Below are 21,116 nucleotides of genomic sequence, written 5' to 3' on the forward strand. Positions count from 1 at the left end.
GCTCGACGTCGCGGCTCCGCCGCCGTCGATCACGACCCGGCAATCCCCACTCCTCTTTCCTTTCGGGGTCTTCATGCGCAAATTCCGCACACTGCTCGGCGCCGGAATCGCCGGGATATGTGCGTTGGCGGTAATGCCGGATGCGGTGCTCGCCGAGCCCGCTCAGACGTACACGGTGCTCACCGTTGACGTCGGGACGCACAGTCCTTCGCCGGTCCAGAAGTCTGGTGTCTACGACCAGAACAACTCCGCCCTCACCGGCACACCCGCGCCGGACGGAGTCCTCACCCTGCGCGCCGAGACCGGCGGCTCCTACGTCGAGGTGACGCTCGCACCACCGACCGGGCAGAACTGGGTCGAGGGCGACCGGTACGCGGCCAACCAGACCGGCGATGCCACGAACGCTCGGCTCGATGTCACCTCCGATGGCCGGAGCTGCCAGCCCGGCGCAGGTTCACTCCAGGTGGACCAGGTCGACCACACGTCCGACGGCTCGGTGACCCGGTTCGCCGCCTACTACCAGTTCAGCTGTGCCGGCGACTTCGGGCTGATGGGCGGCGAGATCCGCTGGCAGTCCACCCTGGGGTACGAGGTCGCGCTCCCCGAGCCCGCAGCGGTGGACTTCGGCCGCCAGGAGGCCGGGGCCGACAGCTCCGCCCGTACCGTGACCTTCCGTTCCCTGGGCAGCGAGCCGATCTCGTTCGGCCGCGCCACGATCGGGGAGCCGCTGCGGGCGGCCTTCTCGGTGACCTCCTCCACCTGCGACGGGCAGACAATCGCCCCCGGCGGGACCTGCACCGTCTCGGTCGTCGCCCACCCCACCAAGGCGGAACGGCAGATGGCGCCGCTGATGCTGGGGACGAATCGGGGCCTGCAGTACGTCCGGCTCTCGGTCGACGGCTTCGTCGGCGGGGTGAGTGGCACCTACTACCCGGTCGCTCCGGCCCGCCTCATGGACACCCGAGAGGGCCTGGGCGCGCCGAAGGCGAAGCTGGGACCGGGCCAGAAGGTCGACCTCCAGGTCACCGGCCGTGGCGGCGTGCCCGCCAGCGGGGTCGGCTCGGCGGTGCTGAACGTGACGGTGACCGGTCCGACGGCGGCCGGTTTCCTGACCGTCTACCCGGCGGGCGAGGCACGTCCGAATGCCTCGTCGATCAACTTCACCGCCGGCTGGCTCGGTTCGAACAACGTCACCGTGAAGCTTGGCGCCGGCGGCAAGGTCTCGGTCTTCAACCTGGCCGGAAACGTCGATGTGGTGGTCGACCTGGTCGGCTTCTACGCCAGCGACAACACCCTGGCCAGCTGGGGCAAGGGTGGGCAGTACCAGTGGTACGAGCCGTTCCGGCTCTTCGACAGCCGTAAGGATCCACGCGGCGCGCTGCCCGCCGGGTACGCCCTCAACGGCTGGGTGGACTTCAAGGGGTACAACCCACACGTCAAGGCGTTGGTCCTGAACATCACTGCGGTGAGCCCGGTAAAGGCCGGCTTCCTCACCGCCTGGTCGGGGCAGGGCACGAAGCCGGTCGCCTCGACGGTGAACTACGGGGCCGGCAAGGTGGTGCCCAACCTGGCGTACGTCCAGACTGTGCCCTGTCCATCGGGTTCCTGCGGCGGCGCGACCGGCGCACCGACGTACAAGATCTATACCTCGGCCACCACCCACGTGGTGGTGGACCTGGTGGGCGTGATCGACGACGGTACGGTGGCCGACGGCCTCCGGTTCAAGCCGAGCAGCCCCACCCGACTCGTGGACAGCCGCATCGGCATGGGCCTGCCCACGGCGCTCGGGCCGAACCAGACCGGCCGGGTGACCGCCTGGTCGTCCATGGTGACCACGGCGACCCAGGTGTTGGCGATGAACGTGACCGCGGTGACGCCGAGCAGCAACACCGTGATCACCGTCTGGCCGGCTGACGCCGGAACGGCCAAGCCGACGGCGAGCAACCTGAACCCGGCCGCCGGGCAGCTCGTCTCGAACGGGGTGCTCGGAGTGATCGGCCCGCAGGACTCGTTCCACCTGCACAACCTCTCCGGCACCACCCACCTCGTGGCCGACGTGGTGGGCACCTTCTACCTCTACCCGGGCACCGCGAGCACGACTGGCGCGGGCGCCCTCGCGACCGGCTCGTCGAGGCCGAAGCCCGCCGGTTCCGGCGCGTCGGACTACGTCCGCGGCTGACCTCGCACATACGAGGGCGCCCCGGTGATCCGGGGCGTCCTCGTCGTCCACGCGACGGTGGTCACCAGCGGCGCGGCCCCTCGCAGCCGGTGGTGCCAGTCGCCACGGGATCCGGCTCGAGCAGCGCCCGGGCCCGGACCCGGCCCAGGTTGGCGGCGAACAGCCCGTCCTCGGGCAACTGCGCGGCGATGTCCCGCAGCGCGCAGGAGCGCAGCGGCTCCGGCAGCCGGTCCAGGGCCGGTACGGCGTCCGCGGAGAGGCCGGCGAGGTAGCCGACGTCCAACCGGCCGGTCGCCTGGTACCGCTCGACGTTACGGTCCGCGATGAAGCGGTCCGGGTTCACCACCGCGAGGCCGAGCAGCGCCAACACGGCGGTGGCGAGCACCAGCCGGGGCAGCCAGCCGCCGCGCAGCCGGAGCACGGCCACCCCGACCAGGACGAAGAGCACCCCGAGCCACACCTCGACGGTCGTCACGAAGATCCGGAGCCGGGTCGCCCCGTACGCCTCGGTGTAGACCTGCATCCGGTAGAGCGCGGATGTCACGACGACCAGGCTGAGCAGGGTGAGCGTGCCGAGCAGGGCGCGGACCAGCATCCGGTCGGCCCGACTCGTGCGCGGCGCCCAACGGACCGCGCCGCCGATCACCAGCAGGGTGAGCGCGGAGACCGCCAGCAGCTGCCAGAAGCCGCTCCGCGCGTACTCGGCGTAGCTCAGCCCGGCCGTGCGCAGCACGTGACCCGACCCGCCGAAGAGCACGGTCAGCTGCACCAGCACGAAGGCGGCGAAGAGCGCGTCCAGCGCGGCCAGCGGCAGCACCCACTCCATCCGGTGCACCGTCCGGGCCGGTCCGGACCGCAGGTCGCCCAGATCGGGTGGGCGGACCAGCAGGTACGCCCCGCCGAGCAGACCGGCGCCGATCAGGCCGAACCGCAGCGTCCAGCTGGTGACGCCGGAGAGCGAGACGTCCGGCAGCAGGTCGGTCAGCAGGTCGGCGAAGATGGCGTCTGCCGAGGAGAAGAGCAGACCGAAGAGGGCCAGCAGGCCGAGCGAGACCGCCACGCTGGCCAGCACGCGTCCGAACCTGTGCCCGTCCGGACGGGTGCTGGCGAACCCGCGCGCCGCCCAGGGCAGGGCCCGGGCGGCTGCCGCGGGCGGCAGCACCATCGACACCAGCATCCCCCGCGGGGTACGGCCACCGGCCAGTGCGAGGCTCGCGGTCACCGCCGCGGTGAGCAGGCAGAGGACGAAGAGCCAACCGGCGGCGCGTACCGAGCCGACCGCGACCAGCGCGATGGTGGCGCCGGCCCAGGCGAGTCGGGACGCCCGCCCCGGTGCCCCCGTGGCACCGGGACGGACGTCCGGCTTCGCCGCCGGCTGCGCTGCCTCAGCCGGCGATGCTGACGTGGCCGACGACGCTGACGTGGCCGGCGGCGCTGCGTCGGCCGGCGGCGCTGCTTGGGCCGACGACGCTGCCCCGGCCGGCGGCACTGCGTCGGTGGGCGGTGCCTGGGCCGGTGTCCCGGTGGCCGGCGCCGGGGCGCCAGCGGTCGGCCGGGCGTCGGGCGCGGCCGGTGCCTTCCCCGGTGCGGCGTCCTGGCGGTCCCCCGCGGCGACAGCGGGCGCGACGGGAGGAGCTGTGGACGGCTGCGGCGGCGTGCCGGCTGCGGTGGGTGCCGGCGGTACCGGCGCACGTGGCGTGCCGGCGGATGGGCCGGGGCGGATCGCGGCGGCTGTGACCAGCGCCCCGGTGCCGGCGAAGGCGGCCAGCAGCCATCCGGCGCCGGGGCGGTCGAGCGGTACGACCGACGCGGCCACGGCGGCTGCCGCGGTCGCCGTGCCGAGGACCGCCGGATGGGCGGCGCCGGTCGGGCCGGGCCACCGTCGGCGGAGTGCCGACGGTGCGGGTGGTGTGGCGGGCGGCCGGGGCTGCCCGCCGGTGGGTGGCATCGGGCCCCAGTTGCCGCCCCAGTTGCCCCCGTGTCCCGCCCAGTTGGCGCCGCCGGGCACGCCCACGGGCGGCCCTGGACGGGCGACCCCCGGTGGCGGCGCCGGGTGCCCGGCTCCCGGTCCCGGTGGGGGCCCCGGACGGCCGGCTCCCGGCCCGGACGGTCGCGGGACCGAATGTCCCGGCGCGGAATTACTGGGGGGCGGTACGGCCGGACCGGTCGCCGGTCCGCCGCCGGCCGGCGGAGCTTCCGGCTGGTGCGGGGCAGGCGTCGGCTGGGAGTTGGCCGGGGCGGGCGTCGGCCTCGCCGTGGGGTCGGTCATACCACTTCCTCTCGGATCGGTCCGGCACCCGGGATGGCCACCTGGATCCGGCAGCCGGGTCCACCACCGGGCGTGGGGGTCGCGGGGTCGATCACCTGGATGCGTCCACCGTGCAGCTCCACGACCCACCGGGCGATGGCGAGGCCGAGGCCCGTCCCGCCGCCGGCGGCGCGGTCGCCGCGGCTGAACCGTTCGAAGACCCGGGAACGCTCGGCCGGCGGGATGCCCTGGCCCTCGTCGCTGACTTCGAGGTGCAGCTCGCCGGCGTGCTCCTCGGCGCTCACCCGCACCGTGCCGCCGGCCGGGCTGTGCCGGGCGGCGTTGTCCAGCAGGTTGGCGAGCACCTGGTGCAGCCGCCACGGGTCGGCGTGCACGGTCAGCGGGGCGGGCAGTTCCCGCGACCGGAAGTGGACGTCCAGCCCTGCGCCGGCGGCGCTCGCGCTGGCGTGCTCGACCGCCTCGTCCAGGAAGTCGGCGACGTCGATGTGGACCCGGCGCAGCGTCGCCACCCCCGCGTCGAGTCGGGAGAGGTCGAGCAGGTCGGCGACCAGGTGACCGAGCCGCTCGGTCTGCGCCAGCGCGGCCCGCAGGCTGGCCGGCTCGGCGGCGGCCACCCCGTCGACCATGTTCTCCAGCACTCCCTGCAACGCGGTGATCGGCGTCCGCAGCTCGTGGGAGACGTTCGCGATCAGCTCGCGCCGGCGCTGGTCCGCGGCGCCCAGGTCCTCGGCCATCTTGGTGAACGCCCGGGCCAGTTCGCCCACCTCGTCACGGGAGGTGGCACGTACCCGCCGGGTGTAGTCGCCGCGGGCCATCGCGCCGGCCGCGGCGGTCATCTCGCGCAGCGGCGAGGTCATCCCGTGCGCGAGGACCTGCGAGGTGAGCAGCGCGACGCAGATGGCGGTGGCCGCCGTCCGGACCGGCAGCCAGCCGATGGCGTACCAGAAGTAGGAGATCCCGGCCGCGCCGGAGGCGACCAGCAGGATCCCCAGCTTCAACTTGATCGACCGGACCGGATCGAGCGGGCGGGGAAGCAGTTCGAGTACCCGGTCCAGCCGGGCGACCAGGGCGGGGCTCACGCCGGCACCTCCAGCGCGTAGCCGACCCCGTGCACCGTGCGGATCAGATCCGCGCCGAGCTTGCGCCGCAACGCCTTGACGTGGCTGTCGACGGTACGGGTGCCGGCGCTGTCGGCCCAGCCCCAGACATCGGCGAGCAGGGCCTCCCGGGGAAGCACCGCGCGGGGCCGAGCGGCGAGATGCACCAGCAGGTCGAACTCGGTCGGGGTGAGGTGCACGTCGACGCCGGCCTTGCGGACCCGTCGCTCGGCCTCGTTGATCTCGATGTCGCCGAGTCGTAGGGCGGGCACCGGCGCCGCGGCGGCCCGCTCGACCCGGCGCAGCAGGACGTGCACCCGGGCGGCCAGTTCGCGCATGGAGAACGGCTTGGTGAGGTAGTCGTCCGCGCCCACCGCGAGCCCGACCAGCAGGTCCGTCTCGTCGTCCCGAGCGGTCAACATCAGCACCGGCACGGCCCGGTCGGCCTGGATCCGCCGGCACACCTCCAGGCCGTCGAAGCCCGGCAGCATGACGTCGAGGACGACCAGGTCGTGCTGCCCGACCCGGAATCGTTCGACGGCACTCGGGCCGTCGCCGGCGATGTCCACCGTGAAGCCTTCGGCACGTAGCCGTGCGGCGACCGACTCGGCGATGGTCCGCTCGTCCTCGACCACCAGTACGCGGCGCTCTTTCATGAGGCCTGACTGTAGGGAGCCGCCGTGGAGATCAGTGGCTGGTGATGTGAACGATCTGTGGAGAACGGCTGGTCCGGGCCCGGCGCCGATCCGCGTGCTGCCGTTCAGCCGATCGACGGACACCGGTCGCCGGATGTCCCTCCACGGTGGATACGAAGGGATTTATTCGCTGGTCACGGGGTTGCCGGCATAGATGGCCACCCCTAGTCTGAGCAGGCTGTTTCCTGTCCCCTCGTCTCCCCCGGGGCCCCTCATGCGCGCACTCCGCACCCTGCTCTCCGTAGCCGCCGTCGGAGCCTGTGCGCTGGCCGGGCTGCCGGCTTCGGCACCCGCGGCCTCGGCCGCCTCGGCACCCGCGGCCTCGGCCGCCTCGGCACCCGCGGCGTCCGCCGCCGAATCGGTCGTCGGGATGTACTACCCGCTGGCACCGGAGCGGTTGATGGACACTCGCAGCGGCCTCGGCGGTCGGACCGGCCCGCTGCGGGCCCGTGAGGTGGTCGATCTCCGGGTCGCCGGCCGCGGCGGGGTACCGGCCAGCGGCGTCGGCTCGGTGGTGCTGAACGTGACGGTGACCGGCCCGACCGCGAACAGCTACCTGACCCTCTACCCGGGCGGCCAGGCCCGGCCGACCGCATCGTCGATCAACTTCGCGCCCGGCTGGCTGGGGTCCAACAACGTCACGGTCAAGCTCGCGGCGGACGGCCGGGTCGCCATCTACCACCACGACGGCAGCACGCAGGTGGTGGTCGATGTGGTCGGCTTCTACGCCGGCAGTGACACGGTGCAGGGCAGCCACGGCCGGGGCGGCCAGTACCAGCGGGTGACCCCGACCCGGCTGGTCGACACCCGGCAGGAGCGCGGCGCGATCGAGGAGAACACCCGGATCAACCGGTGGGTCGACCTCGGCCCGTCCAGCCCGCGGGTGCGGGCGCTGGTCCTCAACATCACCGCCGTCGCGCCGGCCGAGTCGGGCTTCCTCAGCGCCTGGGCCGGTGACAGCCCGGTGCCCACCTCGTCGACGGTGAACTACGGCGCCGGCAAGGTGGTGCCGAACCTGGCCTACGTGCGGACCGCGACCTGCCACGACTGCGGTCCCTGGTACGGCGTGCCGATCTTCTCGGTCTACACGCTCCGGTCCACCAACATCGTGGTCGACCTGGTCGGGGTGATCGACGACGGATCGCTGGCCGGTGGGCTGCGGTTCACCCCGCTGAGCCCCACCCGGATCGTCGACAGCCGCAGCAACCTGGGCACCTCGGGGGCGCTCGGTACGAACGTGACCCGCCGGGTCGTCACCCCGCCCGCGTTGGTCACCGCCGCCACCCAGGTGCTGGCGCTGAACGTGACGGCGGTCGCGCCGAGCCTCAACACCGTGGTCACCGTCTGGCCCGCCGACGCGGGGTTGGCGAAGCCGACGGCGAGCAACCTGAACCCGGCGGCCGGGCAGATCGTCTCCAACGCCGTGTTGAGCGGCATCGGCCCGCAGGACGCGTTCCAGGTGCACAACCTCGCCGGCAGCACCCATCTGGTGGCGGACGTGGTGGGCACCTTCCAACTGCCGGCCGGCGCCTCGCCGGCCGAGCCGATGCGGGTCATCGCCACCGGCGGCTACTGACCACGTTTCGCCCACCCCACCCCGGCCGAACGGGTCGATGTGTCTCCCTGGCCGGGGCCGGCCTTGCCGCGCATGATCACCGCCTCCTAGGGTGTGTCGACGCATTTCCGTCCATCGTTCTCCGGGGGATCCACATGCGAACATTTCGCGGCCTGCTCGGCGTGGGCGCGGCCCTGGTCGCCACCTGCGCGCTGACTGCGGCGCCGGCCGCCGCCGTGCCGTCGCGTACGTCGCAGGCGGCTGTCGACGTCACCGGCACCTACTACCCGGTCGCCCCCACCCGCCTGATGGACACCCGTGACGGTCTGGGCGCGCCGATGGCCAAGGTCGGTCCGTCGGGCACGGTGGACCTGCAGGTGGCCGGGCGCGGTGGCGTGCCGGTCAGCGGCGTCGGGGCGGTCGTCGTCAACGTGACGATCACCGGCCCGACGGCGGACAGCTTCGTCACCCTCTATCCGGCCGGCCAGCCCCTGCCGAACGCCTCGTCGGTCAACTTCGCGGCGGGTTGGTTGGGCTCGAACAACGTCACCGTCAAGCTCGGCACCGGCGGCAAGGTGAGGGTGTTCAACCGCAACGGCCACACGGATGTCGTGGTCGACGTGGTGGGGTTCTACGCGGCCGACAACACCCTCGCGAGCCGGGGCATGGGTTCCCGCTACCACCCGTATCGCGCGAGCCGGATCTTCGACAGCCGGACCGACCCGAGCAGCGGCGGGCTGAAGCGGTCCGCGGGCAGCTACCTGAACCTGACGAGGTTGCTCGGCGGGGACAACCCTCATGCCCGAGCGCTCGTCCTCAACATCACCGTGGTCGATCCGGAGTCCGACGGCTTCGTCACGGCCTGGTCGGGTGACGGTTCGGTGCCCACCGCCTCGACCGTCAACTTCCGCGCCGGCACCGTCACGCCCAACCTGGCGTACGTGCAGACCCGGCCGTGCGACGGGTCGCTCTGCTCCCCGGAGGGCGCGCCGGCCTTCACGATCTACACCTCGGCCCGTGCCCACATCATCGTCGACGGCTTCGGGATGATGGACGACGGGACGCTGCTGTTCGGCCGCCGATTCCAGGCACTGAACCCGACCCGGATCGTCGACACCCGCACCGGCCTGGGGACGGCGGGCGCGCTCGGTGCCGGGGACACCCGCAAGGTGGCGTCGCCGCCGGCGATGGGGACCAACGAGGAGATCGTCCTGGTGACGAACGTGACCGCCGTGACGCCGACGCGGAGCACGGTCGTCACCGTCTGGCCGGCCGACTGGCCCGACTTCGGTGATCCGTCGGCGAGCAACCTCAACCCGGCGGCCGGGCAGACCGTTTCCGGGGCGGTGCTGAACGAGCTCGGGCCGTACGGCAAGTTCCACGTGCGCAACCACGCGGGCAGCGTTCACCTGGTCATGGATGTGACGGGCCGGTTCTACTGGCCGTGACGGGCGGAAGGTGAAGAAGGGCGCCCGGTCGAGGACCCGGGCGCCCTTTCCGTCACTCCAGACCGGCGCGCTCCGGCTTGGCCGAAGCCGAGCCGAGCCAGGTGTGCGGGTTGCCGTACCAGCACCAGCCGAGCTTCGGCGCGCCCTGACTGATCCAGATCGCCGGCACCCGCTTGTCGCCGCAGCGCGAGCCGACCAGCGAGAAGCACTTGTTCTTGGCGAGCGCGGCCGGGTACAGCGTGACGAAGGCGAGCCCCTCGTCGATGGTGAGCGGCAGCCGGCCCTGGCCGGTGATCACCTCCATCGCCGACGAGGGGGCCAGGTTGAGCGTGTCCTCGTCACCCCGGTCCACGTCGAAGAGCAGGTACGCGGGACCGGCGGGCACCTCCAGCTCCTTGATCGGGTCGAACCGGGCCAGGTCACCCTCGGCGTAGTGCCGGTCCAGGAAGCCGGGCTTGCGCTTGCCGGCGAGCGTGGTCAGCGCCAGCCGGTCCTCGACCGGCACCAGCTCGCGGGTGATCACCAGCAGGAACGGCACCCGCCCCTCGGTCGGCGCGGGCAGGTCGGCCGCGCCGGCGACGGCCGCCGCGCGCAGCGGGTCGACCAGCTCGCGGAAGTCGTCCACGGTCAGCTTGGCGAGGGCGGGGTAGCCCAGCTCGACCAGTCGGTCGAGCTGGCGGTCGAACTCGGTCACGGCGTCGAACGGGGCGTCTGTCACGGCGGCCTCCCTCAAGTCGTACGGCCTACCGTACAGCGTACGGCGAGGGAGGTCCTATTCCCGGTCTACCGGTTCCAATCCTGTTTCGCCGCACGGACCAGCTTGTCCTTGAGTTCCCGGGTGTGCCGCCGGCTGACCGGCAGCTCGGTGCCGTCGATCACCACCACATAGCCGGAGTTGACCAGCCGCAGCTCGGCGATGAGCTTCAACTGCACGAGGTACGAGCGGTGGATGCGGACGAACCCGGCGTCCGCCCACCGCTCGGCGAGGGTCGCCAGGGAGACCCGGACCAGGTGTGAGCCGTCCGCGGTGTGCAGCCGGGCGTAGTCGCCCTGCGCCTCCACCCAGCGCACCGCCGATCGGGGCAGCATCCGGGTGGTGCCGGCCAGCTCGATCGGGATCGTCGGATCCTCCTCCGCCCGGGCCAGCGCCGCCGGGTGCGACGGCACCACCCGGGAGCCCATCACCCGGCGCAGCGACTCGGCCAACCGCTCGGCGCGCACCGGCTTGCGCACGTAGTCGGTCGCACCAAGGTCGAACGCGTCGACCGCGCCGTCGTCGTAGGCGGTGACGAAGACGATCGCCGGTGGCCGGGCGAACCGGCGCAGCACCCGGGCCAGCTCCATCCCGTCCAGGCCGGGCATCCGGATGTCCAGGAAGACCACATCCATGTCGCCGTCGCGCAGCAGCCGCAGCGCCTCCGTCGCGTCCCCGGCGGTGTGCAGCCGGGCCACCCGGGGATCGGCCCGCAGGTGGTAGGCCAGCTCGTCCAGTGCCGGCGGCTCGTCGTCGACCGCCAGCACCCGCAGAAAACCCGGTGCGCTCATGACCCGGCCCGTACGCCGGGATGGAACTTCGGCACCCGCATGCTGACCTTCGTGCCCGAGCCCAGGCCGGTCTCGACGACCAGGCCGAACCCGTCCCCGAAGACCGACCGGAGCCGCTCGTCGACGTTGGAGAGCCCGACGTGCTGGCCGGAATCGTCCCCCGGGTCGCCGGAGCTGCGGGCCAACTCGGCGATGCCGGCGGTCAGGCTGGTCGGATCCATCCCCACCCCGTCGTCCTCCACCGTGATGTGGCATTCGGCGCCGGCGTCCCGGGCCTCGATGCTCACCATGCCCGTGCCGGGCTTGCGGGACAACCCGTGCCGGACGGCGTTCTCGACCAACGGTTGCAGGCAGAGGAACGGCAGGGTCACCGGCAGCACCTCCGGCGCGATCTGCAACCGCACCTGGAGCCGGTCGCCGAACCGGGCCCGCTCGATGGTCAGGTAGCGATCGATCGAGCGCAGCTCCTCGGCCAGCGTGGTGAACTCACCGTGCGCCCGGAACGAGTAGCGGGTGAACTCGGCGAACTCCAGGATCAGTTCGCGGGCCCGCTCCGGGTCGGTCCGGACGAACGAGCCGATCGCGGTCAGCGCGTTGTAGATGAAGTGCGGGCTGATCTGGGCGCGCAGCGCGCGGATCTCGGCCCGGGCCAGCCGCTCCCGGGACGAGTCCAGCTCGGCCAGGGCGAGCTGGTTGCCGGCCCAGTGCGCGGTCTCCAGGGTCGCCTGCACCAGACCGGGCGCCGGCGGGCCGTCGGCGATCGCGACCAGCGCCCCGACCACCCGCCCGTCCGCGCCGGTCAGTGGCGCGACGACCGCCCCGCGTACCGGGCAGTCGACCCGGTCGCAGTGCAGCTCCGACTCGCCCAGCACGGTGGAGCGCTCGGTCGCCACCGCCCGCTGGGCCGCGCCCAGCAGCTGCTCGCCGTGGTGCCCGCCGCGCCCGTCGAGCGCGAGCAGCTCCGACCGGTCGGCCAGCGCCAGGCCGACCGCGCCCACCAGGGCCCGCAGATGGCGTACGGCCTTCGCCGCGCCGGCCGGGCTCAGGCCGGTACGCAGCGGCTCGGCGGCCAGCCCGGCGGTGTGCAGCACCTCGTAGGTGGCCCGTTGGGTGGCGGTGGCGATGCCCCGGCGGGCACGTAGCCGGCCGACCGCGAACAGCGCCGCGGCCAGCGCGCTGACCAACGACACGACACCGAGCACGGCCGAGAGGTTGCCACCCACGCCCAGATCCTGGCCGTTCGGCGGCGGCTACGCCATCCCTCAGTACGCGCCCTTGCGGGCGAGCACCACGCCGACGGTGCGCCAGAGGATGCTCAGGTCGTACGCGAGCGACCAGTTGTCGACGTAGTAGAGGTCGAGCCGCACCGCCTCGTCCCAGGAGAGGTCGGAGCGTCCGGAGACCTGCCAGAGGCCGGTCATGCCGGGCCGGACGAGGAGCCGCCGGCGTACGTCGCCGAGGAAGTCGCCGTCGTCGGCCGGCAGCGGACGCGGGCCGACCAGCGACATCTCCCCCCAGAGCACGTTGATCAGCTGGGGCAGCTCGTCGAGCGAGGAGGCGCGCAGGAAGCGGCCCACCGGGAAGACCCGTGGATCCTGCTTCATCTTGAAGAGCATGCCGTCGGTCTCGTTCTGGTCGACCAGGCTGGCCAGCCGGTCCTCGGCGTCGACGTACATGGTCCGGAACTTCCACACCCGGAACGTTCGTCCCTCGTGCCCCACGCGGGGCTGGCGGAAGAAGACCGGTCCACGGTCGGACACCTTGATCGCCACCGCGACGGCCACGAAGAGCGGGACCAGCAGCAGCAAGCCGAGCCCGGCCGCCACCCGGTCCATCAGGTTCTTGGCCAGCAGCGCCGGGCCGGAGAGGGTCGGCTCCTCGACGTGCAGCAGCGGCAGGCCCTCGATCGGCCGGATGTGCACCCGAGGGCCGGCGATGTCGGTGAGCTGCGGGGCGACGACCAGGTCGACGCCGGAGCCTTCCAGCTGCCAGGCCAGCCGGCGCAGCTCGCCCGGCTCGGCGCTGGCCGAACCGCAGACCGCGATGGTGTCCCCGCCCACCTCGCGTACCAGGGCGAGCACGTCCCGCCCGGCGTACACCGGGACCGGGGTCTGCATTCCCCGGGCGGCGGCGTAGCCGTCGGTGATGTGGATCGCGACGGGCACCAGGCCGGCGGCCGGGTTGCGGGTGACCGCGGTGTAGACCTCCAGGCACTCCGGCAGCGTCCCGACCAGCACCATCCGGTGCCCGCCCTGACCGATGTTGCGCCGGATGACGTGCAGCACGAAGCGGGCCAGGATGCGACCGAGCAGGATCAGCAGCAGCGCGCCGAGCAGCGCGGTGCCGACCGTGTAGCGGGAGAGCGACGTCTTGGTGGCGAAGGCGAGGAAGGAAACGGTGGCCGCGACGGCGACACCGGCCCGGATGACCCGTTTGTACTCGTCCGGGCCGAGCCCCAGATAGCGCCGGTCGTAGGCCCGGTTGCCCCAGAGGATCACCACCCAGCCGAGTGGCAGCAGCACGAAGGCGACGGTGAAGAACCAGGTCGGGTCCTGCTGGGCGTTGTAGAAGCCGGACCGGGCCTGGTCGAAGGTGTGGATGGCGGTGAAGCTGGCGAAGGCCGCCGCCGCGAAGTCGAGCAGCAGCAGGACCGCGGTGTAGGGACGATGCCAGCGGGAGACGCGACGCCGGGCCCGGGCCCAGGCGGACCGGGGTACGCCGTTGTGCGACGGCGGTGACGGCGGCTGGATCTCGAAGCTGTCGACGTGCCGCACGAGTTTGCTCCGGCCTTCGTTGGTTACCGGGCGCTGGAGGCTTGTCGTCACCTCACCCATGTCCTCCCGCATGACCCGCGCCGCTCACTCGCCGTGAGGGCTCGAGTCGCCCACCGTTCCAGTCTCCCACGCGGGCCCCGGCCGGACGCCGACCCGAAGGACTTTGCGACCGATGGTGCCGGCGGGCGATCTGGCCGGCTCCACGCCATATCAGAAGCCGGGGACCGAGTCACTATACCGATGGATGGCGGGGTCGGAAGAACTCCCGACCGGGACCTTCGGCACGCTCCAGTCGATTCCGCTCCGTAACCGGCGAGTGGCCTTACTCACCGTACAAGCCGGGACAACCGTCGGTCAGCCAGCGGCTTGCCGGCGGTCTGGCAGGTCGGGCAGTACTGCAGGCTCGAGTCGGCGAAGGAGACCTCCCGGACGGTGTCACCGCAGACCGGACAGGGCAGCCCGGTCCGGGCGTGGACCTTGAGCCCGGAGCGCTTCTCACCCTTCAGCTCCGCCGCCCGCTGGCCCATCGACCGGTCGACCGCGTCGCCGAGCACCTGCCGGGTGGCCGCGTGCAGGGTGGCCAGTTGGCCGTCGGTCAGCTTGTTGGTGAGCGCGAACGGCGACAGCTTCGCCGCGTGCAGGATCTCGTCGGAGTAGGCGTTACCCACCCCGGCCAGCACCGCCTGGTCGGTCAGCACCCCCTTCACCTGGCCGCGCCGGCTGCGGAGCTGCTCGGTGAAGGTGGGCAGGTCGGCGGCGAGCGCGTCCGGGCCGAGCTTGGCCACCCCCGGCACCGCCGCCGGATCGGTCACCAGGTAGGCGGCGAGCTTCTTCTGGGTGCCGGCCTCGGTGAGGTCGAAGCCGGAACCGTCGTCGAGGCGGACCCGTAGGGCGATCGGGCCCTTGCCGGGGCGGAGCGGTGCCGCGGACGGGAAGGCCTCCCGGTAGTGCAGCCAGCCGGCCCGGGCGAGGTGGACCACCAGGTGCAGGTCGCCGTCGAAGAGCACGTCGAGGAACTTGCCGTGCCGCCGGGCGTCGATCACCGCCCGGCCGGCGACCGCGGTCGGCGCCGGGTCGTACGTCTTCAGGGCGCTGATCGCGGCGACCTCGAGCCGGTCGACCCGCCGCCCCACCGCGCGCTGCCGCAGGTAACCCGCGAGCGCCTCAACCTCCGGTAGTTCGGGCACGACATAACGGTAGCCTTCTTTCCGGTGAGCGCGAGGAATGAGCTTGCGAGTCCCGCAATCGCGAACGAAAGGCGAGCTCTGTGAGAATCGTGGTGGCGCACAACCGGTACCGGGAAGCCCAGCCCTCCGGCGAGAACACCATCGTCGACTCGGAGATCGGCCAGCTCACCGCCGCCGGCGTCGAGGTGCTGCCGTTCATCCGCAGCTCGGACGAGATCCCGTCGATGTCGAAGGCGGCGAAGGCGCTGCTGCCGATCTCGCCGATCTGGGCGCCGCGGGCCCAGCACGACCTGAGCCGGCTGCTCACCGAGCACCGGCCGGACGTGCTGCACCTGCACAACCCGTACCCCCTGCTCTCGCCCTGGGTGGTGCGGACCGCGCACCGGCACGGCGTGCCGGTGGTGCAGACGGTGCACAACTACCGGCAGGTCTGCTCCTCGGGGATCTACTTCCGCGACGGCGTGATCTGTCAGGACTGCAAGGGCCGGGCGCTGGGCGTACCGGCGATCAAGCACCGCTGCTACCGCGACTCGGCGGCGCAGAGCGCGCTGATGGCGACCACCCTGGCCGTGCACCGGGGCACCTGGCGGTCGGTGGACCGGTACATCGCGCTCACCTCGGCAATCGCCGACCACCTGCGCGACTACGGCATTCCGGACGAACGCATCGTGGTGAAGCCGAACGCCGTGCCGGACCCGGGTCGACCCGCGCCGCTCGGCGACGGGTTCCTCTACATGGCCCGGCTCTCCCCGGAGAAGGGCGTCGACCTGCTGCTGGACGCCTGGCGTCGGCACCCGGTGGGCGCGCTGGGCACGCTGCGGGTGGCCGGCGACGGCGAGTTGCGCCCGCTGGTGGAGGCCGCCGCCGCCGAGCGCCCCGACGTGGTCTACCTGGGCCAGCTCGACCGGGCCGGGGTGCGCGCGGCGGTCGAGGCGAGCGCGGTGGTGATCGCCGCGTCGATGTGGCACGACGTGCTGCCGACCGTGATCATCGAGGCGCTGGCCAGCGGCCGGCCGGTGCTCGGCACCGCGCTCGGTGGCATTCCGTACCTGCTGGGGGCGGACGCTCCGCGCGAGCCGGCCGGCACCGGGCCGGCCGAGGTCGCCTCCGCCGTCGCCGGGGGCGGCGGGTCGCCGATGCCGGCCGGCATCGAGGCGGGAGAGGCCGGCTGGGTGGTGGCCCCGGAGCCGGCCGCGCTGGCCGCCGCCCTGCCGATCGCCCAGGCGGGTGCCGCCGCGCTCGCCCCGGCTGCCCGGGCCCGCTACGAGCGGACCTTCCATCCCGACGTGGTCACCAAGCAGCTCATCGACATCTACGCCGGCCTGTCCCGGACCCCGAGCCGCGCCTGACCCGCCCGGCGCGCCCGCAGGATCGCGCTCGATCCTGGGAAGAGGGGCTTCGGCGCAGGCCGGACGCCACTGATTCCCGGATCGAGCACGATCAAGCAGGGGGTGGGGGTCAGCGGAGCGAGGCGCGGGCGGAGAAGGCGATGCTGGCGAGCAGGAAGCCGCCGTTGACGACGGTGAAGGCGATCATCACCCAGAGTGCCAGCGCCGGGGCGAGCAGGAGCACCAGCGCGGCCACGAAGATCACCGCGCCGTAGTCGCGGACCAGCTTCACCAGCCGGACCGGCAGCGAGGTCGAGGTGACCATGCTCGCCGCGTTCGGGCCGGCCTGCATCACCGAGGTGACCAGGTTGACCATCCAGGTGCCGGCGAAGGCGGCAACCAGCCAGGTCGGGGTGGACGGCTGCTGGGCCACCGCGGTCGCGGCGAGCGCCGCGACCAGGGCGATCTGGGCGGCCACGTCGCAGAGCACGTCGATCCGGGCGCCGGCCGCGCTGCGCTGGTCGGTCACCCGGGCGAGCTGACCGTCCGCGCAGTCCAGGGCGTACGCCACCTGCCAGCCGACCAGCGCGATCACGCCGACCACCCAGGCCGGCACGTCGCCCGTGGCCACCGGGCCGGCGAGCGCGACCGCGGTGACCGAGGTGGCCAGGCCGAGCACCAGGTTGGTGAGGGTCAGCGCGGTCGGCGGAAGCCCCATCCGGTGCGCGCCGACCGCGAAGGCGGCGCCCAGCCACTGGCTGATCGACTCGCTGAACAGCCCACCGCCCCGGTTCGTCCGGTGGAAGTCGGCCGCGGTCGGCCGGGACGGCTCAGCCAAGGTGGTCACGAAGGGCGTCAACATAGTCTCCAAGCCGGGTCCGCAGGCCGTCGGCGGACAGCGCGAGGTGTTCGAGGATGGTGTATCGGTCCGGTCGGGTGCCGGGCGCGTAGTGCACCGCTTCGACGAACTGGTCGTCGGTCAGCCCCAGCTCGGCCGGGGTGACGGCGAGGCCGTGGCGGTGCAGGCAGCGGGCGAGCTGGCTGAACCGCTCGGGGTCGCCGCGGAGGAACGTGCAGAACAGGGCGCCGATCCCGACCTGCTCGCCGTGCGAGGCGGTGCCGGGAAAGAGGTGGTCGATGGCGTGCGAGATCTCGTGGTCGCCGCCGCTGGCCGGGCGGGTCGACCCGGCCACCGAACTCGCGATCCCGCCGAGGATCAGCGCCTCGGCCAGCGTGGTGAGGAAGCCGTCGTCGGTGATCTTGCCCGGGTGGTTGATCAACGCCTCGGCGCCGGTCCGGGCCAGGGTCACCGCGAGGCCGTCGATCGGCTCGCCCCGGACCTGGTGGGCCAGTTCCCAGTCCGCGCAGGCGTTCACGTTGCTGACCGCGTCGCCGATGCCGGCCTGGGTCTGCCGGTCCGGGCCGTTCTCCACGAAGTCCAGATCGACGATCACCGCGATCGGGATGTGCACCCCGTAGGAGCCCTTGCCGCCCTCGTGGTCCAGCGAGGCCGTCGGCGAGGCGATGCCGTCGTTGGCGAGGCTCGTCGCCACGGTCACCATCGGGATGCCGTACCGGGTGGCCGCGTACTTCGCGGTGTCGATGGTCCTGCCGCCGCCGATGCCGACCACGGCGTCGTAGGACCGGGACCGGAGCCGGTCACCGAGCTCGTTCGCGGCGTCGATGGTGCCGCCGGCGACGGTGAACACGTCGGCCGAGCCCAGACTGGGCCGGCACAGCTCGACGATCTTCTCACCCTGACCGGGGCCGACCACCACCGCGACGTCGCCGCCGGCCGAGATCCGCCGGTCGGCGAGGAGCGGACCCAGGTCCGCCACCGCACCCCGCCGGACCTCGATCAACAACGGGGTGTTGACCGTACGGGCTAGTAGTGGCACGCGATCTCCCGGGCCCGGGCCAGGTCGGCGTGGTTGTCGACCTCGACCCAGGACACGTCGCCGATCGGGGCCGCCCGCACCTCGCCGCCGCGGTCGGCGAACTCCTGGTAGCCGTCTTCGTAGTAGAGGTTCGGATCCCGCCGCCAGGTCGCCTCAAGCGCGTCGGCGAGCGCGTCGGCCACCTGCGGCTCGATCAGGGTCGCGCCGATGTACTCCCCGTACGCCTCGCCCGGGTCCATCACCTTGGTGATCCGGGTGAGCTGACCGGCCGCGTCGAAGGTGGTCTTCATCTCCTCCTCGGCGAGCGGCTTGAGCGTGTCGACGGCGAGCAGGATGCCCGGCCCGCGCTCGGCGAGCAGGGTCTTCTCCACGCTGACCGGGTGCACGGTGTCCCCGTTGACCAGCAGCACGCCCCGGCTGAAGTGCTCCCGGGCCAGCCAGAGCGAGTAGGCGTTGTTCCACTCCTCGGCCTTGTCGTTGTGCACCAGCGTCAGCGTGACGCCGTACCGCTTCTCCAGGTCGGCCTGCCGCTCCCGGACCGCGTCGGCCGCGTAGCCCACCACGATCACGACCTCGGTCAGCCCCACCTCGGCGAGGTTGCCCAGGGCGATGTCCAGGATCGTGACGTCACCGTCCACCGGGATGAGCGCCTTGGGCAGGGTGTCGGTGTACGGGCGCAGCCGGCGCCCCGCCCCGGCCGCCAGCACCATCCCGATCATGCGACATCTCCCGTCGTACATCTCCCGTTCACCGGTGGAGGATAGCGCCGGGCGCGGGTGCGGCTCCGGCCAACCGGGTCAGCCGGGCAGCGCCGCCAGATCGGCGAGCATGATCAGGCGCTCCTCGGCGGTCAACACGGTGTAGGGGCCGGCCGCCCGGCGGTCGGTCTCCAACTCGATCGCCTGCCGCTCGGGACCGGGCGGCAGGGCGGCCACGCTGGGCGCGGTGTGCCCGGCGGCGGTCCACGAGGCGGCGTACGCGTCCGCCCGCTGGTGACGCAGCGTGTCGAGCCGGTTGAGCAGCAGCACACCGGGCGGGGTGCCGTCCGGCTCGTGCGGTGGCGCCAGCGCGGCGAACGCCGTGCCCTCCGTCGTGCCGGTCTCCTCGGCGAGCACCAGCGCGTACGCCAGCAGCCGGCCGAGCGCCGCGACTAGCCGGAGCACCCGCTCCTCGTGGCCGGCCCACAACTCGGCGGTGACCTCGCCGTGCAGATGGTGCAACTCGGCCAGGAAGGTGGCGCCGCGCTCGGTGGCGGAGAGCCCACCGTCCAGCCGGCGGTGGATCATGCCGTGCGCCACCTGCTTGTCCAGCGCCCGCTGGCAGGTCGCCGGATCGCGGTGCCGGGTGAGCGCGGCGAACCCCGGCCCGTCGACCGCGCCACCGGGCGCGGCGAGCCGGGTGCGGAACTCCACCAGGAAGCCGGTCGCCGCCGGCCCCCCGTACCGCTGGCACAGCTCCGCGCCACCGCCGTCGCGGGCGGCGCGCATGCCCGCGGCGACGGCCCGGTCCACCGCCGGGGCGGCCAGCCCGGCGAACCGGTGCGGCCCCAGCTCGACGGCCTCGTTCACCGACTGGTCGAGCGCAGGGCGGCGAACGCCTCCTCCGCGATCCGGCGGATCAGCCCGTCGTTGACGTGCCGATGCTCGTCGAGGAGGTCGAGGTCCTGCTCGCCGAGCCAGCGGAACTCGGTGTGCTTGCCCGCCTCCAACCGGGGCCGGTCGAGATCCCCGTCGACCCGGACCAGCCAGTCGCTCTCCACGCGTGGCAGGCCGTCGTCGCCGACGTAGCGGTAGTCGCCGACCGGGCCGAGCAGCTCCGCGACGGTCCAGCCGGTCTCCTCGGTCACCTCCCGGCGCAGCGCCGCCTCGACGTCCTCGCCGGGCTCCAGGTGGCCACCGACCACGTCCCAGCAATCGGGAAAGAGCCGTCGCTCCGGGGATCGGCGCTGAAAGAAGATGCGGCCGTCGTCGCGGACGATCAGGGCGCCGGCGCAGCGCAGAGGCTCGGTGGACACGCTCCGACATTAGCGAGCCCACCGGCGTGGCGACGACGCCCGGTCTTGTCCCGGCAACATCGACGGCCCACCATGTCCGTACCGGATGCCACCGTCCCAAAGGGGTGATGCGTGATGCAGGTACGGGAAGCGATGTCCAGCCAGGTTCTCGTGGTCGGCCCGGAGCACACGCTCCGTCAGGCGGCGACGATGATGTCGACCCGCGGGATCGGGTCGGCGGTCGTGATCGACCCGGACTCCGAGGGGGTCGGGATCATGACCGAACGTGACGTGCTCAACGCCATCGGTGCCGGGTTGGACTGCGACGTCGAGCGCACCGGCGCGCACCTGACCTGGGACGTGGTCTACGCCGGGCCGGACTGGACGCTGGAGGAGGCGGCCGCGGCGATGGCCCGGGGCGGCTTCCGGCACCTGGTGGTGCTCGACGGCCGTGAGGTGGCCGGGGTGATCTCGGTCCGCGACATCATGCGCGTCTGGGCGGCCAACCGGATGATCGCGACGAGCTGAGCCGGCCTTCGGCCCGGCGCCGGCCAGCGGCCGCGGGGCCGACGGCCGGCGTCGGGTCGCCCGGTGCCCGTAGGTGTGCCGGGCCGGATCGACGGGTAAGGATTTCCCTGCGGGAGTGGAGACGCCGCGACCGCGGGGGAGGGCGGAATGCGCAGCGCCGAGCGGCTCGTCGAGCAGCAGTACGCCATGCTCCTGCGGCGGGACGTCGCCCGGCTGCCGGACCTCTACGCCCGGGACGCCTTCTACTCGATGCCCGGCGTCACGGTGCGTCCGATCGAGCTGCCCGCCCTGCTGCGTACCTGGACCGGTGCCTTCCCCGACCTGCGGGTGGACCCGGCCGGTCGGGTGCAGACAGCCGGTGGGGCGGCCGTGGAGCAGCGGCTCACCGGCACCCACACGGGCGTGCTGCACTCACCGTTCGGCACGGTCGCGCCGACCGGACGGACGGTCAGCTGGGACGTGGTGGACGTGGTCCGGGTCCGGCGAGGACGGATCGCCGCCTGGCGGTCCTACTTCGACTGGGGCCAGCTCCTGGCGGCGCTCGGGCTGCATCTTGAAGGGCTTTCCCGTGAGCCGCAGCACGACCCGCTCGCCCTTCCGGTCTGACTTGCCAGCCACCG

19 protein-coding genes are annotated in these 21,116 nt (G+C 72.9%); 6 read left to right on the forward strand and 13 right to left on the reverse strand.

Annotation, left to right across the window (positions count from 1 at the left end; all coding sequences use genetic code 11):
- Nucleotides 1-73: 73 nt before the first annotated feature.
- A complete protein-coding gene (locus ACIP9D_RS30805; RefSeq protein ID WP_350876818.1) occupies nt 74-2,179 on the forward strand; it encodes a hypothetical protein in 2,106 nt (701 codons plus the stop codon).
- A gap of 61 nt (nt 2,180-2,240) precedes the next feature.
- On the opposite strand, the gene ACIP9D_RS30810 is transcribed toward ACIP9D_RS30805, so the two are convergent.
- The 3 genes from ACIP9D_RS30810 to ACIP9D_RS30820 form a co-directional block, all read right to left on the reverse strand.
- Nucleotides 2,241-4,193 (reverse strand): DUF4173 domain-containing protein, encoded by a 1,953-nt coding sequence (locus tag ACIP9D_RS30810; protein ID WP_350876819.1) that lies wholly within the window; start codon nt 4,191-4,193, stop codon nt 2,241-2,243.
- A gap of 251 nt (nt 4,194-4,444) precedes the next feature.
- Entirely contained in the window at nt 4,445-5,527 is a 1,083-nt protein-coding gene (locus tag ACIP9D_RS30815; RefSeq protein ID WP_350876821.1) for an ATP-binding protein, read from the reverse strand.
- Entirely contained in the window at nt 5,524-6,201 is a 678-nt protein-coding gene (locus ACIP9D_RS30820; protein WP_350876823.1) for a response regulator transcription factor, read from the reverse strand. The genes ACIP9D_RS30815 and ACIP9D_RS30820 overlap by 4 nt, the downstream gene beginning before the upstream one ends.
- 253 nt (nt 6,202-6,454) lie before the next feature.
- On the opposite strand from ACIP9D_RS30820, the gene ACIP9D_RS30825 reads away from it, so the two are divergent.
- Both ACIP9D_RS30825 and ACIP9D_RS30830 read left to right on the forward strand, forming a co-directional pair.
- On the forward strand, nt 6,455-7,816 hold the full coding sequence (locus ACIP9D_RS30825; protein WP_350876825.1) for a hypothetical protein: 1,362 nt from the start codon (nt 6,455-6,457) through the stop codon (nt 7,814-7,816).
- A gap of 134 nt (nt 7,817-7,950) precedes the next feature.
- The gene (locus tag ACIP9D_RS30830; RefSeq protein ID WP_350876826.1) at nt 7,951-9,243 is read left to right on the forward strand and encodes a hypothetical protein; all 1,293 of its coding nucleotides are present in this window, start codon (nt 7,951-7,953) and stop codon (nt 9,241-9,243) included.
- Nucleotides 9,244-9,295: 52 nt separating this feature from the next.
- On the opposite strand, the gene ACIP9D_RS30835 is transcribed toward ACIP9D_RS30830, so the two are convergent.
- From ACIP9D_RS30835 to ACIP9D_RS30855, 5 genes are all read right to left on the reverse strand, one after another.
- On the reverse strand, nt 9,296-9,961 hold the full coding sequence (locus ACIP9D_RS30835) for a DUF5701 family protein (RefSeq protein WP_350876828.1): 666 nt from the start codon (nt 9,959-9,961) through the stop codon (nt 9,296-9,298).
- 65 nt (nt 9,962-10,026) lie between these two features.
- Nucleotides 10,027-10,788 (reverse strand): LytTR family DNA-binding domain-containing protein, encoded by a 762-nt coding sequence (locus tag ACIP9D_RS30840; RefSeq protein WP_350876830.1) that lies wholly within the window; start codon nt 10,786-10,788, stop codon nt 10,027-10,029.
- The gene (locus tag ACIP9D_RS30845) at nt 10,785-12,011 is read right to left on the reverse strand and encodes a histidine kinase (RefSeq protein WP_350876832.1); all 1,227 of its coding nucleotides are present in this window, start codon (nt 12,009-12,011) and stop codon (nt 10,785-10,787) included. Before ACIP9D_RS30845 ends, ACIP9D_RS30840 begins: the two co-directional genes overlap by 4 nt.
- A gap of 39 nt (nt 12,012-12,050) precedes the next feature.
- Nucleotides 12,051-13,622, reverse strand: a complete 1,572-nt coding sequence (locus ACIP9D_RS30850) for a sugar transferase (protein ID WP_350876885.1) — start codon at nt 13,620-13,622, stop codon at nt 12,051-12,053.
- Between the two features lie 266 nt (nt 13,623-13,888).
- On the reverse strand, nt 13,889-14,749 hold the full coding sequence (locus ACIP9D_RS30855) for a DNA-formamidopyrimidine glycosylase family protein (RefSeq protein WP_350876834.1): 861 nt from the start codon (nt 14,747-14,749) through the stop codon (nt 13,889-13,891).
- Between the two features lie 80 nt (nt 14,750-14,829).
- On the opposite strand from ACIP9D_RS30855, the gene ACIP9D_RS30860 reads away from it, so the two are divergent.
- Nucleotides 14,830-16,098 carry a glycosyltransferase gene (locus ACIP9D_RS30860; RefSeq protein WP_350876836.1) on the forward strand — a complete coding sequence of 423 codons (1,269 nt, stop codon included), beginning with the start codon at nt 14,830-14,832 and terminating at the stop codon, nt 16,096-16,098.
- Between the two features lie 109 nt (nt 16,099-16,207).
- Here ACIP9D_RS30860 and ACIP9D_RS30865 read toward each other — a convergent pair whose 3' ends face one another.
- From ACIP9D_RS30865 to ACIP9D_RS30885, 5 genes are all read right to left on the reverse strand, one after another.
- Nucleotides 16,208-16,924: a CDP-alcohol phosphatidyltransferase family protein gene (locus ACIP9D_RS30865; protein WP_350876838.1), complete on the reverse strand. Its 717-nt coding sequence runs from the start codon at nt 16,922-16,924 to the stop codon at nt 16,208-16,210.
- Nucleotides 16,908-17,975, reverse strand: coding sequence for an iron-containing alcohol dehydrogenase family protein (locus tag ACIP9D_RS30870; RefSeq protein ID WP_350876840.1), 1,068 nt, complete (start codon nt 17,973-17,975; stop codon nt 16,908-16,910). The genes ACIP9D_RS30865 and ACIP9D_RS30870 overlap by 17 nt, the downstream gene beginning before the upstream one ends.
- Nucleotides 17,963-18,694 carry a phosphocholine cytidylyltransferase family protein gene (locus tag ACIP9D_RS30875; protein ID WP_350876842.1) on the reverse strand — a complete coding sequence of 244 codons (732 nt, stop codon included), beginning with the start codon at nt 18,692-18,694 and terminating at the stop codon, nt 17,963-17,965. The genes ACIP9D_RS30870 and ACIP9D_RS30875 overlap by 13 nt, the downstream gene beginning before the upstream one ends.
- Nucleotides 18,695-18,772: 78 nt before the next feature.
- Complete coding sequence (locus ACIP9D_RS30880) at nt 18,773-19,543, reverse strand: hypothetical protein (RefSeq protein ID WP_350876844.1); 771 nt, start codon at nt 19,541-19,543, stop codon at nt 18,773-18,775.
- Nucleotides 19,540-19,989, reverse strand: a complete 450-nt coding sequence (locus ACIP9D_RS30885) for an NUDIX domain-containing protein (RefSeq protein ID WP_350876846.1) — start codon at nt 19,987-19,989, stop codon at nt 19,540-19,542. Before ACIP9D_RS30885 ends, ACIP9D_RS30880 begins: the two co-directional genes overlap by 4 nt.
- A 114-nt stretch (nt 19,990-20,103) precedes the next feature.
- Here ACIP9D_RS30885 and ACIP9D_RS30890 point away from each other — a divergent pair, with 114 nt between their 5' ends.
- Both ACIP9D_RS30890 and ACIP9D_RS30895 read left to right on the forward strand, forming a co-directional pair.
- On the forward strand, nt 20,104-20,496 hold the full coding sequence (locus ACIP9D_RS30890) for a CBS domain-containing protein (protein ID WP_350876848.1): 393 nt from the start codon (nt 20,104-20,106) through the stop codon (nt 20,494-20,496).
- Between the two features lie 147 nt (nt 20,497-20,643).
- The gene (locus tag ACIP9D_RS30895; protein ID WP_350876850.1) at nt 20,644-21,102 is read left to right on the forward strand and encodes an ester cyclase; all 459 of its coding nucleotides are present in this window, start codon (nt 20,644-20,646) and stop codon (nt 21,100-21,102) included.
- Nucleotides 21,103-21,116: the final 14 nt, after the last annotated feature.

This window comes from Micromonospora sp. NPDC093243 (genome assembly GCF_044753725.1).
Taxonomy (GTDB): Bacteria; Actinomycetota; Actinomycetes; order Mycobacteriales; family Micromonosporaceae; genus Micromonospora.

Bases quoted from the DNA above. Each gene is read 5' to 3' on its own strand.
- ACIP9D_RS30805 (WP_350876818.1), top strand. From the start codon at position 74: ATGCGCAAATTCCGCACACTGCTCGGCGCCGGAATCGCCGGGATATGT.
- ACIP9D_RS30820 (WP_350876823.1), bottom strand. From the start codon at position 6,201: ATGAAAGAGCGCCGCGTACTGGTGGTCGAGGACGAGCGGACCATCGCC.
- ACIP9D_RS30825 (WP_350876825.1), top strand. From the start codon at position 6,455: ATGCGCGCACTCCGCACCCTGCTCTCCGTAGCCGCCGTCGGAGCCTGT.
- ACIP9D_RS30830 (WP_350876826.1), top strand. From the start codon at position 7,951: ATGCGAACATTTCGCGGCCTGCTCGGCGTGGGCGCGGCCCTGGTCGCC.
- ACIP9D_RS30840 (WP_350876830.1), bottom strand. From the start codon at position 10,788: ATGAGCGCACCGGGTTTTCTGCGGGTGCTGGCGGTCGACGACGAGCCG.
- ACIP9D_RS30850 (WP_350876885.1), bottom strand. From the start codon at position 13,622: ATGGGTGAGGTGACGACAAGCCTCCAGCGCCCGGTAACCAACGAAGGC.
- ACIP9D_RS30875 (WP_350876842.1), bottom strand. From the start codon at position 18,694: ATGATCGGGATGGTGCTGGCGGCCGGGGCGGGGCGCCGGCTGCGCCCG.
- ACIP9D_RS30890 (WP_350876848.1), top strand. From the start codon at position 20,104: ATGCAGGTACGGGAAGCGATGTCCAGCCAGGTTCTCGTGGTCGGCCCG.
- ACIP9D_RS30895 (WP_350876850.1), top strand. From the start codon at position 20,644: ATGCGCAGCGCCGAGCGGCTCGTCGAGCAGCAGTACGCCATGCTCCTG.